General features: G+C 66.2%; 13 protein-coding genes and 1 tRNA gene. 6 read left to right on the top strand and 8 right to left on the bottom strand.

Annotated elements, in window-relative coordinates; translation table 11 throughout:
* Positions 1-129: 129 nt before the first annotated feature.
* From ACW9UR_RS04085 to ACW9UR_RS04075, 3 genes are all read right to left on the bottom strand, one after another.
* Positions 130-1,668 (bottom strand): tripartite tricarboxylate transporter permease, encoded by a 1,539-nt coding sequence (locus ACW9UR_RS04085; protein WP_458915633.1) that lies wholly within the window; start codon positions 1,666-1,668, stop codon positions 130-132.
* Between the two features lie 13 nt (positions 1,669-1,681).
* Positions 1,682-2,113: a tripartite tricarboxylate transporter TctB family protein gene (locus ACW9UR_RS04080; protein ID WP_458915632.1), complete on the bottom strand. Its 432-nt coding sequence runs from the start codon at positions 2,111-2,113 to the stop codon at positions 1,682-1,684.
* Between the two features lie 77 nt (positions 2,114-2,190).
* Positions 2,191-3,186, bottom strand: a complete 996-nt coding sequence (locus tag ACW9UR_RS04075; protein ID WP_458915631.1) for a Bug family tripartite tricarboxylate transporter substrate binding protein — start codon at positions 3,184-3,186, stop codon at positions 2,191-2,193.
* A 203-nt stretch (positions 3,187-3,389) separates the two neighbouring features.
* On the opposite strand from ACW9UR_RS04075, the gene ACW9UR_RS04070 reads away from it, so the two are divergent.
* Genes ACW9UR_RS04070 through ACW9UR_RS04060 form a run of 3 tightly spaced genes read left to right on the top strand, consistent with a single transcriptional unit; the run spans position 3,390 to position 6,497 of the window.
* Positions 3,390-4,061: a response regulator transcription factor gene (locus ACW9UR_RS04070; RefSeq protein WP_458915630.1), complete on the top strand. Its 672-nt coding sequence runs from the start codon at positions 3,390-3,392 to the stop codon at positions 4,059-4,061.
* Entirely contained in the window at positions 4,045-5,442 is a 1,398-nt protein-coding gene (locus ACW9UR_RS04065; RefSeq protein ID WP_458915629.1) for a sensor histidine kinase N-terminal domain-containing protein, read from the top strand. Before ACW9UR_RS04070 ends, ACW9UR_RS04065 begins: the two co-directional genes overlap by 17 nt.
* Positions 5,439-6,497 carry an ABC transporter substrate-binding protein gene (locus tag ACW9UR_RS04060; protein WP_458915628.1) on the top strand — a complete coding sequence of 353 codons (1,059 nt, stop codon included), beginning with the start codon at positions 5,439-5,441 and terminating at the stop codon, positions 6,495-6,497. The genes ACW9UR_RS04065 and ACW9UR_RS04060 overlap by 4 nt, the downstream gene beginning before the upstream one ends.
* Positions 6,498-6,500: 3 nt before the next feature.
* Here ACW9UR_RS04060 and ACW9UR_RS04055 read toward each other — a convergent pair whose 3' ends face one another.
* The 5 genes from ACW9UR_RS04055 to ACW9UR_RS04035 all read right to left on the bottom strand — a co-directional run bounded on the left by ACW9UR_RS04055 (position 6,501) and on the right by ACW9UR_RS04035 (position 10,099).
* Positions 6,501-6,704 carry a dodecin family protein gene (locus ACW9UR_RS04055; RefSeq protein ID WP_458915627.1) on the bottom strand — a complete coding sequence of 68 codons (204 nt, stop codon included), beginning with the start codon at positions 6,702-6,704 and terminating at the stop codon, positions 6,501-6,503.
* 105 nt (positions 6,705-6,809) lie between these two features.
* Complete coding sequence (locus ACW9UR_RS04050) at positions 6,810-7,649, bottom strand: fumarylacetoacetate hydrolase family protein (protein WP_458915626.1); 840 nt, start codon at positions 7,647-7,649, stop codon at positions 6,810-6,812.
* Positions 7,650-7,838: 189 nt separating this feature from the next.
* On the bottom strand, positions 7,839-8,738 hold the full coding sequence (locus ACW9UR_RS04045) for an acyltransferase family protein (protein WP_458915625.1): 900 nt from the start codon (positions 8,736-8,738) through the stop codon (positions 7,839-7,841).
* 176 nt (positions 8,739-8,914) lie between these two features.
* Positions 8,915-9,436: a hypothetical protein gene (locus tag ACW9UR_RS04040; RefSeq protein ID WP_458915624.1), complete on the bottom strand. Its 522-nt coding sequence runs from the start codon at positions 9,434-9,436 to the stop codon at positions 8,915-8,917.
* 575 nt (positions 9,437-10,011) lie between these two features.
* Positions 10,012-10,099 (bottom strand) — tRNA-Ser (locus ACW9UR_RS04035).
* 190 nt (positions 10,100-10,289) lie between these two features.
* Here ACW9UR_RS04035 and ACW9UR_RS04030 point away from each other — a divergent pair.
* From ACW9UR_RS04030 to tmk, 3 genes are read left to right on the top strand one after another with little or no spacing between them, the layout of a single operon-like run.
* Positions 10,290-11,261, top strand: a complete 972-nt coding sequence (locus tag ACW9UR_RS04030; RefSeq protein ID WP_458915623.1) for an SPOR domain-containing protein — start codon at positions 10,290-10,292, stop codon at positions 11,259-11,261.
* A 49-nt stretch (positions 11,262-11,310) separates the two neighbouring features.
* Positions 11,311-12,498: a D-alanyl-D-alanine carboxypeptidase family protein gene (locus tag ACW9UR_RS04025; RefSeq protein WP_458915622.1), complete on the top strand. Its 1,188-nt coding sequence runs from the start codon at positions 11,311-11,313 to the stop codon at positions 12,496-12,498.
* Between the two features lie 4 nt (positions 12,499-12,502).
* Entirely contained in the window at positions 12,503-13,165 is a 663-nt protein-coding gene (gene tmk, locus ACW9UR_RS04020; protein WP_458915621.1) for a dTMP kinase, read from the top strand.
* Positions 13,166-13,172: the final 7 nt, after the last annotated feature.

Below are 13,172 nucleotides of genomic sequence, written 5' to 3'. Positions count from 1 at the left end.
GGACGTTGCGCAAACCTGTCGCCCCATCGGTGACACGCAGGTGTCGGTTTCGTGAAAGATCGGTGTCGATGCGGAGGTTCCCTGACCTCGACGCGGGGCCGGAGGCCCGAAGGCCTCCGGCGAAGGCGATCAATCGCTGATCGCGCCTTCCTCGTCACGCGCCATCCGCATCCGGCGTTTCAGCACCTTGCCGAAGATGATCGGCAGGACGAAGCCCACGAAGGCGATGATCCACAGAACGATGGCGAGCGGGCTGCCAACCAGGATCGACCAGTCACCATCCGAGATCGTCAGGGCGCGGCGCAGGTTCGCCTCCATCTCGTTGCCGAGCAGCGTGCCGAGGATCACCGGCACCAGCGGTACATCCAGCTTGCGCAGCACCCAGCCCATGACGCCGAAGCCGACCATCACCAGCAGATCGAAGCTGGAACCCGAGATGCCGTAGATCCCGACGAACGAGACCATGGCCACGACCGGCATCAGAAGGCGCGGCGGGACCAGCAGCACCCGGGTGAAGAGGCCCACCATCGGAATGTTCATCGCCAGCAGCATGAAGTTCCCGATGAAGAGCGCCGCGATAAGGCCCCAGACCACGTCCGGGTTCTGGGTGAACAGCAGCGGCCCCGGCGTGATGTTCAGCGCGAGCAGCACCGCCAGCAGTACCGCCGTGGTGCCTGAACCCGGCACGCCCAGCGCCAGCATCGGCACCAGCGCGCCCCCGGCGGCGGCATTGTTCCCCGCCTCGGGCGCCGCCACACCGCGCGGATCGCCGGTGCCGAACGTGCCCTCGCGATCCACGAGGCGCTTCTCCATCGAATAGCTGATGAACGAACCCAACGAGGCCCCTGCCCCCGGCAGCACACCCGCGATGAAGCCGAGGACGGTGGTCCGGCCCATGGTCGGGATGCAACTGCGGATCAGCGACCAGGGCGGCACGATGCGGCCAATCTCGACCTTGCGCCCGGTGACGTCGTTTTCGGTGCCGCGGTGCTCAAGGAAAATCAGCACCTCGGACAACGCGAAGAGGCCGACGATGGCGACCAGGAAGTCGATACCGTCGTAAAGGTGCACCTCGCCGAAGGTGAAGCGCGGAACGCCCGTCTGGCCGTCGACGCCTATGGTGGCAAGCCCCAGGCCCAGCGCCGCGGCAAAGGCCGCCTTGGCCTGGTTGGTCGAGGCGATGCCGCCCAGCGTGGCGAAGGCCAGCGTGAACAGCGCGAAATACTCGGCCGGGCCGAACAGCAGCGCGACCTTAACCAGCTGCGGCGCCAGGAACACCAGCCCCCAGGTGGCGAAGAACGCCCCCACGAACGAGGCGATGCCCGACAGCGCCAGCGCCTCGCCCGCGCGGCCTGCCTGCGCCATCGGATACCCGTCGAGGCAGGTCATCAGCGCCGGCTCGTCACCCGGAATATTCAGCAGGATCGAACTGATCCGCCCGCCGTACATCGCCCCGTAGTAGACCGAGGTCAGCAGGATCAGCGCCGGTGTCGCGCCAAGGCCCAGGGTGAAAGCCAAGGGGATCAGGATGGCGACGCCGTTCGAAGGGCCAAGCCCCGGCAGCGCGCCCATGATCGTGCCCAGAAGGCAGCCCAGCAGCGCCAGCAGCAGGTTCTGCCAGGTGAAGGCGACGGCGAACCCGTCGCCGAGGGAAGCAAGTACATCCATCGGTCCTATCCCCTCAGAAACCCAGCGGACCCTTGGCCAGCGATAGGCCCAGGATCAGACGGAAAACGACATAGATGCCCACCGAGGTCGCGACGCCCGCGACTATCGACTGCAGCGGACGGGTGCCCAGCCGCCAGGTCAGGTAGGCCGAGGCGACAGCGGTCGCGATCAGGAAGCCGACCTGCGGCAGCATGATCGCGTAGGCGACCATCACCGCGACGGCCATGGCGATCTCGAACAGCCGTCCGGCACCGGGCCAATGGGGCGAGGGATCGGGGCGCAGGATGAACCACAGGCTCGACAGGCCCAGCACGGTGCCGATGATGATCGGGAACACCTTGGGGCCCACCACGTCCTGGATGAAGCTCTCCTCGATGACCGTGGCCTGCCAGATGTAGAAGATCGCCAGCGCCAGTCCGACGCCGCCGAAGACGCGGTCGCTCATGCGGCCCTCCCGTCTTGAAAGGTTGAAGCCGGCCCCGGGATGCGGGGCCGGCGGATCGGTCCGAGGCCCGGATCACATCACTTGATGATGCCGATTTCCTTGGAAATCGCGGTGATGCTGTCGATCGACTCGGACACGAACTGCTGGAACTCGTCGCCCTGCAGGTCCAGCGGCGCCAAGCCGTTCTGGGCCATGACGGCTTTCCATTCCTCGGTGTCGTAGAGCTTGTCGATCGTGTCGACCCAGTAGTTGTACGCGTCGTCGCTCATGTTGCCCGGCGCGTAGAAGCCGCGCCAGTTGGCGCCGACCACGTCGATGCCCTGCTCCTTGGCGGTCGGGAAGTCGGCGAACTCGCCCTCCAGACGCTCCGGGGACAGGACGGCGATCACCTTGATATCGCCCGAGTCGACGAAGCCCTTGGCTTCCGAGATGTCGCCGGTGAACGCTTGGACCGAACCGGCCAGAAGCTGGGTCACGGCCTCGCCACCGCCGTTGAAGGCGATGTACTTCACCTGACGGACATCCTCGATGCCGGCGGCTTGCGCGGCGATCAGAACCTTAAGGTGGTCCCAGCCGCCGACGGCCGAACCGCCCGCAACGGACACCGCGCGCGGGTCTTCCTTGATCATGTCCAGAAGCTGCGGCAGCGTCTCGACTTCGCTGTCGGCTGAGACGGCGATCATGCCGTAGTCGGCGCCGATCGAGCCCAGCCAGCGGACCTGTTCACGGGTGTTACCCGGATATGCGCCCTGCGCCAGGCGGGTCGCGGTCGCGGTCGAGGCGGCGACGATAAGGTCGTTGTCGTCATTGCGCTTGTTGACGACCTCGGCGAAGGCCACGCCGCCGCCACCACCGGCGAGGTTCACGACCTGCATGGTCTTGTCGATCATGCCGAGGTCCTGCAGCGACTTGCCGACCTGGCGGCAGGTAAAGTCCCAGCCGCCGCCCGGGTTGGCGGGAGCGATGCACTCGGGCGCCTCGGGGGCGAAGTCCTGCGCGGAGCCCGCCGTGGCGGCGCCGACGACGATCAGAACGGCGCCGAGGCCGGTCTTCAGCTGTGTGGAACGGGTCATGGTGTCTCCTCCTGATATTGTGTTGTTGGCCCTCGGCGGGGCCGGGACGGAGCGGTGATACCGCGCGAAGCTGTCGCCAACCTGTCATCCCCGAACGAACGACCACCGGCCCGGCGCGGATTGCGCATGCCCCTGCCCCCCCTATAGTGGTTCGGCTTGAACCCGCGGCCGCCAAGAGCCGCCAGCCTGGGAGGGTCCCGCAGGTGCGCATCCTGCTGGTCGAGGATACCATGGACGTTGCCGAAGCGGTGGTGGAAAGCTTCCGCCGCCGGGGCGATGCCATCGACCACGCCGCCACGGTCGAGGCGGCGCAGGACAGCCTCGCGGTTCAGGACTACGACGTGGCGATCCTCGACATCGGCCTGCCGGACGGCAGCGGCAGCGACGTGCTGCGGGCGCTGCGCGCTGCCAACAAGCCGACGCCCGTGCTGATGCTCACCGCCCGCTCGCATATCGACGACCGCGTGGCGGCGCTCGACGGCGGAGCAGACGATTACCTGGTGAAGCCGTTCGATCTGCGCGAGCTCGAAGCCCGCGTCCGCGCACTCGTGCGCCGCACCGGTACGGACCGCGCCGGTACCATCGCCTTCGGCGACCTGATCTTCGATCCCGCCGGCAATACGGTCGAGGTCGCGGGCCAACCCCTCTCCCTGACCCGGCGGGAAATGAGCCTGCTGGAGGTCATGCTTTCCGACCGCGGCCGGGTGATCCCGAAACAGCGGATCCTCGAGCGCATGTTCTCGTTCGACGACGACGAGGTCGGGCTGAACACGGTCGAGCTCTACATCGCCCGCCTGCGCCGAAAGCTTGCGGGCAGCGGCGTTGCGATCAAGACCCTGCGCGGCCTGGGATATCAGCTTGTCACCGAGCGCTGAGCAGCCGCGCCTGCGCCTTTCGTTGACCGCGCGGCTCGCGGGCGCGCTGGCGCTGATCTTCGCGCTGGGCGGGGTCGCTGTCGCGCTCGCCGCGCTCGCCTATGGCCGCAATGCCGCGCAGCAGTCCTACGACAACCTGCTGATCGGCGCCGCCAACCAGATCGCCAACGAGATCACCGTGCGCGGTGGCGAGGTCGAAGTCGATCTGCCCGTCTCCGCCTTCGAACTGCTGTCGCTCGCTCCCGAGGATCGTATCGTCTATGCCGTCTACGACCCCACAGGGCGGCTGCTGACCGGTTACCAGGCGCTGCGCTCGGCCGACCCGCAAACGACCTTCTCCAACGGCAGTTTCGGGGGCGAGCCGATCCGCATCGCCCAGGTCCGACGTCCCTTCGCCGAGCGCAGCTTCTCCGGCGTGGTCGAGGTGCTCGTCGGGCAGACGACCCGCGCCCGAGAACGACTGGCCACACAGATCACCCGCAACGCGCTGATCGCAGCCGGGATCGCCGGACTTATCATGTCGGGGCTCGCGGTGTTCGCCGTCCGCTCGGCCCTGCTGCCCCTTCGCCGGATCGAAAGCGACATCGCCGGGCGCGCGCCGAACGACTTGACGCCGCTGTCGGTCGAAGTCCCGCGCGAGATCGGCGGCGTGGTCGCGACGCTCAACCGCTTCATGGCCAGGCTCGACCGGCAGGTGGGCGTGATGCGCAACCTGATCGCCGATGCCGCGCACCAGCTGCGCACGCCGATCGCCGCCCTGCGCGCACAGGCCGAACTCGCGGGTGAAGAGACCGATCCCGAACGCCTGCGCAGCGCCATCGCCCGGATCCACCGCCGCTCGGTGACGCTCAGCCGGCTGGCCGATCAGCTTCTGAACCACGCGCTGATCATTCACCGCGCGGACTCGGCCCCGCTGGAGCAGGTGGATCTCCGCACCGTGGCGATCCGGACGCTGGAGCAGACCGATCACGACGTGCTGGGCAGCGGCATACGCCCGGACCTCGATTTGCCCGAGGACCCGGTCTGGGCCGAAGGCGACCCGCTTTCATTGGTCGAGGCCAGCAAGAACCTGGTTGTGAACGCCCTGCGCTACGGTCGCGCGCCAGTGGTCCTCAGCGTCGCGCGCAAGGGTACACGCGCCCGGATCACGGTTCGCGACGCCGGCCCCGGCATCCCCGCCGCCCGCCTGCCCGCCCCCGGAGAACGGTTCTCGGGCGATGGCGGGGTCAGCGCCGACAGCTCGGGGCTGGGGCTCGCCATCGTGCAAGCGGTTGCCGCAGCCCATAAGGGACGGCTATTGCTGAGCCATCCCGCCTCGGGCGGTTTTGAAGCAACCATTGAATTGTCCGCAACCGATTATTCCGCCGAAAGTTCATCATGAAACGCATTCTTGCCACGCTGGCCGCATTGACGATTGCAGCACAAACCCACGCCCAAGCCCCCGAGGCCGTCCGCAGCTTCGGCGCGCAGGACGCGGTGTACCGGCTGACCGTGCGCGGGACCACTGACATCCTTCTCTTCGGCCCGGTGCTCCGGGCCTTTACTGCCGCCAACCCGCAATACGCGGTCGACTACGAGCAATGGGGGTCGAATGATCTCTACGCCACCGCCAATGAAGCCTGCGGGACCGGCACGCCGACGGCGGACATGCTGATCAGTTCGGCGGTAGATCTGCAGGTTCGACTGGTCAACGACGGCTGCGCGCGCCCGCACCGCTCCGATGCGACCGACCGTCTGCCTCCCGAGGCGAACTGGCGCGACGAGGTTTTCGGCATCACCCGCGAGCCGGCGGTGCTGGTCTACAACCGCATCCTGGTCCCCGCCTCCGAGGCGCCGCGATCGCGGTTCGATCTGATCGACCTGTTGCGCCCGGTCGGCAGCCGATACGCGGGCCGCGTCGCGACCTACGACATCGAGCAGTCGGGCCTGGGATACCTCTTCGCCTTCGTCGACTCCCAGCAGGCCACGACCTTCGGCAGCCTGATCGAGGCCTTCGGCCGCTCCGGCGCCATCGCCACCTGCTGCTCGGCCGAGATCATCGATGGCGTCGTCTCGGGTCGCTACCTGATCGCCTACAACGTCCTGGGCTCTTACGCGCTTGCCCGGGCCGAGGCCTCGCCCGAATTGGCCGTGGTCGCGCCCGAGGACTACACACTCGTGCTGTCCCGAGCCGCCGTGATCCCGAAACACGCGCCAAGGGCCGAGGACGCCGGGCTGCTCCTCGATTTCCTGCTGTCGGACGCGGGCCAGCGCGCAATGGCGGACGTGCGCCTGATCGTACGTCTCGACGATCCGGACACCGCGGAGCTGACACTGCCATCGGGCAGCGCGGTGCTGCGCCAGATCCCGCTTTCGCCGGTGCTGCTGGTCGGCCTCGATCAGCAGAAGCGCGCGCGCTTCCTCGATCTCTGGCGCGGCACATTCACGACCGAATAGCTCTCAACCCTCGAGGACGAAGGTCACCATCATGTTGACCTGGTATTCGACGACTTTGCCGCCCTCGATCCGGACCTGCTGCTCCTTGATCCAGGCCGAGCGGACATTGCGCAGCGTCTCGGACGCCCGCGCGACGCCCTGCTCGATGGCATCCTCGAAACTCTCTCTCGAAACGGCCGATATCTCGGTGACACGCGCGACACTCATGGCTTCCCCCCTTTCGCCAGAAATCACGCGGGGAAAGCATACCAGACCCGGGGCATCGCGGCCCGGAAAATCCCGCGCCGGATACCCCGGCGCGGGAAGATAACGTCACTTGTCGGCGACGACGTTCTGTTTCTGGCTGCCCAGGCCCTCGATCCCCAGCTCGACCACGTCGCCGGCCTTCAGGTACTGCGGCGGCTTCATGCCCAGACCCACGCCCGGAGGCGTTCCGGTCGAGATCACGTCACCCGGGTGCAGCGTCATGAACTGGCTGAGATAGCTGATCAGGTGCTTGACGCCGTAGACCATGGTCTCGGTCGAGCCGTCCTGCATGGTCTTGCCGTTCACGGTCAGCCACATCTTGAGCTTCTGCGGATCGGCAACCTCGTCCGGGGTCACCAGCCAGGGGCCGATCTGGCCGAAGTTGTCGCAGGACTTGCCCTTCGTCCACTGGCCGGCGCGCTCGGCCTGGAACTCGCGCTCCGAGACGTCGTTGGTGATCGCGTAGCCCGCCACGTGATTCAGCGCCTCGTCCTCCGAAACGTATTTGGCGGGCTTGCCGATGACCACGGCCAACTCGACCTCCCAGTCGGTCTTCTGGCTCTTGCGCGGGATGATGATGTCGTCGTTCGGTCCGCAGATCGCGCTGGTGGCCTTCATGAAGATCACCGGCTCGGGCGGCACGTCCAGGCCGGATTCCGCAGCGTGGTCAGCGTAGTTCAGCCCGATGCAGATAAACTTGCCGGTCCCCGCGATCGGGGCACCGAGCCGCGGCGCACCCTCGACCAGCGGCAGCGCCGAAAGGTCCTCCGACTTGAGCGCATCGAGTTCGGTCAGTACCGCGCCCGAGAGATCGCCGATCTTGCCCGACAGATCCCGGATGTTGCCATCCGCATCCAGAACACCGGGCTTCTCCTGGCCTCTCTCACCGAAGCGTACGAATTTCATGCGTTTCCCCTTTTCCGGCGGCCCTTCCGCCCCTTCAATACTCTGCACGCGGGCAGACCCGCGGCGCGGTCGCGCCCCGACATTTGGTCAGGGCATCCGCGGGGGATACATGCAATCAAACAAGGTGGTCAGGCAAGGGTCCGCAGAGATCTTGGTATGACAAGACGCCATTTACAAAGCGAAGCGGGACTATTCTGCCGGACTGGCGGCAGGACTACGACGCTGCAGGCGAACGATCACTCGCTTGAGGAGCCGCGTCACGGGCGCTTCGAGCAGCACGTAAACGAGACAGCCGGCCGCGGTTCCGATGAAGAACCCGGTCCAGTCCTTGAACCACGTCATTAACAGGAAGTGGATGAGATAGATCGAGTAGCTCGCCGATCCAAGGAAGTGCAGGACCCTGCTTTCCGGCACCCGCTTCTCGTACCCGAGCCCGGCCGCCACGAGGGCTGCCGCCGGGAACCCAAGCAGCCACCAGCGCTCTGCCATGGTGATCGTCAAAGCGCTCGAGGCCCACATGAACCCCAGCATCGCGGCCAGAAACAGCGGAGCGGCCCATCGGCGCAGCAAATCGCGCGGCGCATTGGCCAGCGCCATGCCGAAGGCGAATTCCACGAACACCGGGTTGGTCATGGCGGTCTGCCAGATCGCCCCCGAGGCTGACAGCACCATCAGGACCGCCGTGACCGCCTTCCAATTCCCGAAGCAGCAGGCGAAGAGCATGTAGAACACCAGTTCGTAGACCAGCGTCCAGCCAGGCAGCAGAAACGGCAGGACCACGGGCCAGCCCATGATCGTTCCGATATCCGAAAGGAAGAACCAGTCCTGTATCGGACCTTTCGCCACGAACAGATACGTAAGAGCGCACGCGATCCAGTAGGCTGGAAAGATCCGCACCGCTCGGGCCGCGAGGAAACGCGACGCGACGAACCCGCGACGCGTGGACTCGACCATCACGAACCCGCTGATGACGAAGAAGACATCCACGCCCCCGGTCAGGACCGGCGCCATATCCTTCGGGAAGGCGTGATACGCGACAACCGAGAGGGCGGCGAAGGCGCGCAAATAATGGATTGAACGATAGAACATGACCTTGCCCTCATCCGCCCGGTCGGGCCATGCGCCCTCGGAGCATGAGCACAGTAGCGATCCAGCACACATACAAAAACCGGAGAAACAGCGCTGCGGCTCCGACCGTGGCAAACCGGTTGCCCGACCCTACGCTGAGTTTGGGGCCAATTCTTGACCCCGGCTCCGACCATGGCTCAGAAGTTGACCTTCACACCGAGGGTCGCAAAAAACGGGGTCAGCATCGCCCTGAGCTCAAGCCTTTCCGTGACCCGCCAATAGGGAGAAACCGAAGCAACAGGGTTGATCTCGCCCTCGAAAAGCGGCTTGGCCACGCTCGGCATGTTGTCGCTTTCGGCCAGCTCGCCGTGGTAACCATACATGATCCCGTAGAACAGATCCGCCCCGAAAGGCTCGTAACTCAGCAGGTTCCGCCCGTGCACCAGCGCCACGGTATCGCCCCCATAGGAGTTTCGGAAATAGGCAAGAGAGAACGACCTGTAGCTGAGCCCCACCAGATTATGCGGAGTCGCCTCGAGTTCATCTGATGCGGTGTGCACACCATAGGGAAAGTACATGATCCCATTGCGAATTGGCTCATCCGCAAAGAAACGTAGGCGCCTGTCCTCCGAACCATGATCGCTGGGCATCTCCTCGCAAACCGCGGGGCCGAAGCAAAGGGCCGCCACCACGACCGCGACTCCGAGGCTATGCTTCATTCCCTGCACATCATCATCGACCCGGTTGCATCTGCATAGAAACCTGCAAGATATTTTTAGTCTTTTCAACTAATATGCGCTTCTCTTCGACCGTATATTGAACGTTCAGACAAGACATAGGACTAAGCTTGCGCAGGTGCCGCCAGACTAATTCTAACCAGTTTCAGTTTGCTGCATTTTACATGACCGCGCCCAGAATGTGGTGTCAGCCACTCGACGAGAGTGGCGGCTCGCAGGGTCTGGGTATTGTCTCGACTATAAAAGCGCCTGCCCCCCTGCATCGCTCGTTCCCCATCGCTAGCAATCTGGTGTCAAACGAGCAATTACTGCGGCCAGCGTGCTAGACATAGCGTATGCCAATAACCGCATCGTTTGCCCCCCTTTCAAAACGCTGACTCAGCACTGCCCTCCCGTCACTACTACTGTGACAGCACCTTACAAAAGAGGGTGCCGCCCTAGAATCCGAACCAAACAGAGATCCGGTTGCTTTGTGTGTGTGGGAAGCGTGTGTGGGCGTCGGTTGCTCACACCGCCTAAATCATTGACGTTACGATTATATTCAGAAATCAGGTCATTGGCGGAGGCGGTGGGATTCGAACCCACGAGGGGTTGCCCCCTGCTGGTTTTCAAGACCAGTGCCTTCGACCACTCGGCCACACCTCCGGCAACGTGGGGGTACACCGAGCCGCGGGCGGGGGCAAGAACCCGCCAAGCGTGCTTTCCTGCCTTCCCAAACCTAGCCGCATCCGGTAGTCTGGCCGCAACATATGCCCTGTCGGCACAAGGACGGCAGGGATCCTTTCCCCGGGCAGGCGTCGCAGAGCGCTCTCCGGGGCCGGCAAGAGGGAGCAGTATGAGCAGGCAAGTCTCACGCAACCGCCCCGGGCAGGTCCTGGGGGTTATCCTGTTGGGCGCCGCCCTTACCGGCTGTGACCAGTTCGACGGTGTGGTCGCCGCCAGCAGCGGCGAGGCGCAGCCCGCAGCCACGGCGTCGGTCCGTGTCGAGGAGCGCGACCGTGAACGTCCCGACATTTTCGAGATCAAAGCCAAGGGCCTCTGGGACGGGCGCTACAGCTTCGGCGACCGCTGGGTAGCCGTCGCCGCGCCGGTCAAGGCCGACCGGGTCAAGATCGTCAACCTCGCCAACGGGCGCGAGATCGAGGGCGCACTCTTCCAGAAGGAAGAGAACCTGCCGGGGCCGCCGATCATGGTCTCGCAGAACGCCGCCGAAGCGCTTAACATGCTACCCGGCACGCCGGTCGAGATGCGTGTCGTCGTGGTCCGCCGCGAGGTGGTGCAGGTCCAGCCCGACGGCACCGCAGCCGTCCCGATCGCCGAATCCGGCCAGAGCTTCAAGATCGGCTCGATGAAGACCGAGAGCATCCCCGGCACCATCGCGCCCGCCGCCGTGGCGCCTGCCGCCGCGACCAGTGCGGCCCAGACCGAGGCCGAACCGGAGGCTTCCACCGCGCCGGCGGCGCAGGGCATCAGCACCGGTGCGCTACAGACCACGACGCTTGCCGCGACGCCGGCTGCTGCGGCCGCGAAACCGGCAGCCGCCAAACCGCAGGCCGCCGCCGCCAGCGCCAAGCCGCCCTCGAAGCCCTATATCCAGGTCGTCAACGGCGGCAACAAAGACGGCGCCGAGGTGACCCTGAAACGGCTCAAGGACAACGGCCTTGCCGGGCTGATCCAGCCCAACGGACCCGCCAACGCGCAGCTTTACCGCGTCGTCGCCGGGCCCTTCAGCAACCAGGCGTCCTTCGACGCGGCCATGGCCGAGATCAAGGGACTCGGCTACGGCGACGCCTTCGCGATCAAGTGACCCTGGTGCGGCTCGACCGCGCCGGGGATCGCGCACAAGGAGGACCGGCATGACCGCCAGCCCGTTCACCCGCCTGCTCGCCACCGCCACCTGCGCGGCCGCGCTGCTGGGCGCCCCCCAGGCCTCGGCCTTCGAGACTGCCGCGCGCTCGGCACTGGTCATCGACCAGAACACCGGCACCGTGCTGCTCGAGAAGGAGGCCGACACGCCGCTTCCGCCGGCGTCGATGTCGAAGCTGATGACGCTCTACATGGTGTTCGAGGCGCTCGAAGCGGGGCGCCTGTCGCTGGACGAACGGCTCCAGGTTTCGGCCAAGGCGCAGCAGATGGGCGGCTCGACCATGTTCCTCGACACCACCGACCGGGTGCGGGTCGAGGATCTGATCCTGGGTGTGATCGTGCAGTCCGGCAACGACGCCTGCGTGGTGCTGGCCGAACGGCTGGCGGGCAGCGAAAGCGCCTTCGCGACGCAGATGACCCAGCGCGCCCGCGAACTGGGGATGCTCGACAGCACCTTCGCCAATGCCACCGGCTGGCCGCACCCCGATCACCGGATGAGCGCGCGGGACCTCGTGCACCTGAGCACGCTGCTGATCGACAAATTCCCGAAATACTACGAGTATTTCTCGGTGCGTGAGTATGACTTCGACGGCCGCGCGCCCTCGAACCGCTACAACCGCAACCCGCTTCTGAACCTCGATATCGGTGCCGACGGACTGAAGACCGGCCACACCGAAGAGGCCGGCTACGGCCTCGTCGGATCCGCCGTGCAGGAGGACCGCCGGGTGACCTTTGTCGTCTCGGGGCTTAACACCAATGCCGAGCGCACCGCCGAGAGCGAGCGCCTGCTGACCTGGGCCTTCCGCGAGTTCACCACCCGCGAGATGTACGGACCCGGCGAGACGATCTCGAACGCCCGTGTCTGGATCGGCGACCGCAGCGAGGTGCCGCTGGTCTCCTCCGGCGGGGTCACTGCCGTTGTGCCCTGGGCCGAGCGCGACAACGTCACCACCTGGGTCGAGTATTCCGGCCCGGTCGAGGCGCCGATCGAGGCCGGCCAGCAGATCGCGGAACTGGTCGTCACCGTTCCCGGCGTCGGAGAGACGCGATACCCGCTCGAGGCCGCCAGCGCCGTGAAGCGCGGCGGGTTCATGCCGAAGCTCCAGGCGACGGCGCAGGTGCTGATGGGCCGGGCCATCTCGGCCGCCTTCGGCACCGAGGGCGAAGCCGGCGGCTGACACCATGCAACACCCGGGCCGGCGCGGCCTGTTCATCAGCCTCGAAGGCATCGACGGATCGGGCAAGTCCACCCAGGCGGCCCGGCTGGCAGATCTTCTGCGCGACCGAGGCCTGACCGTCCACCTGACGCGTGAGCCCGGCGGCTCTCCGGGCGCGGAAGAGATCCGGCGGCTGCTGGTCGAGGGCGACCCCGGCCGCTGGTCTCCCGAGACCGAGATCCTGCTGTTCACCGCCGCGCGCCGGGACCACCTTGAGCGGCTGATCCGCCCTGCGCTCGACCGGGGCGAGATCGTGATCTGCGATCGCTTCGCCGACAGCACCCGGGTCTATCAGGGCGCCGCGCGGGCCGACCTGCGCTCGACCGTGAACGCTCTGCACGACCTGATGATCCGAACGGAGCCGGACCTGACCCTGATCATCGACATGGACCCCGAAACCGCGCTGGCCCGCGGCCTTGCCCGCTCCAGCGGCGAGGACCGGTTCGAGGACATGGGCGCAGAATTCCAGGCCCGCCTGGCAGAGGGGTTCCGCGCCCTCGCCCGCGCCGCCCACGGTCGCTGCCGTCTTGTTGACGGGGCCGGGTCGCCCGACGAGGTCGCCGCCCGCGTCCGCGCCGCCGCAGAGCCGGTGCTTGCCGAACATCTGGGCGCGGCGGGCGCCTCGTGATACGCCA

The sequence above is a fragment of the Halovulum sp. GXIMD14794 genome (assembly GCF_054457455.1).
The sequence above is the reverse complement of the archived record's forward strand: the minus strand, read 5'-3'. Positions and strand labels throughout refer to the sequence as shown.

Excerpts from the sequence above, each read along its gene's own strand:
- ACW9UR_RS04040 (WP_458915624.1), bottom strand. The coding sequence starts at position 9,436 with ATGAAGCATAGCCTCGGAGTCGCGGTCGTGGTGGCGGCCCTTTGCTTC.
- ACW9UR_RS04050 (WP_458915626.1), bottom strand. The coding sequence starts at position 7,649 with ATGAAATTCGTACGCTTCGGTGAGAGAGGCCAGGAGAAGCCCGGTGTT.
- ACW9UR_RS04055 (WP_458915627.1), bottom strand. The coding sequence starts at position 6,704 with ATGAGTGTCGCGCGTGTCACCGAGATATCGGCCGTTTCGAGAGAGAGT.
- ACW9UR_RS04045 (WP_458915625.1), bottom strand. The coding sequence starts at position 8,738 with ATGTTCTATCGTTCAATCCATTATTTGCGCGCCTTCGCCGCCCTCTCG.
- ACW9UR_RS04025 (WP_458915622.1), top strand. The coding sequence starts at position 11,311 with ATGACCGCCAGCCCGTTCACCCGCCTGCTCGCCACCGCCACCTGCGCG.
- ACW9UR_RS04030 (WP_458915623.1), top strand. The coding sequence starts at position 10,290 with ATGAGCAGGCAAGTCTCACGCAACCGCCCCGGGCAGGTCCTGGGGGTT.
- ACW9UR_RS04080 (WP_458915632.1), bottom strand. The coding sequence starts at position 2,113 with ATGAGCGACCGCGTCTTCGGCGGCGTCGGACTGGCGCTGGCGATCTTC.
- ACW9UR_RS04075 (WP_458915631.1), bottom strand. The coding sequence starts at position 3,186 with ATGACCCGTTCCACACAGCTGAAGACCGGCCTCGGCGCCGTTCTGATC.
- ACW9UR_RS04060 (WP_458915628.1), top strand. The coding sequence starts at position 5,439 with ATGAAACGCATTCTTGCCACGCTGGCCGCATTGACGATTGCAGCACAA.
- ACW9UR_RS04085 (WP_458915633.1), bottom strand. The coding sequence starts at position 1,668 with ATGGATGTACTTGCTTCCCTCGGCGACGGGTTCGCCGTCGCCTTCACC.
- tmk (WP_458915621.1), top strand. The coding sequence starts at position 12,503 with ATGCAACACCCGGGCCGGCGCGGCCTGTTCATCAGCCTCGAAGGCATC.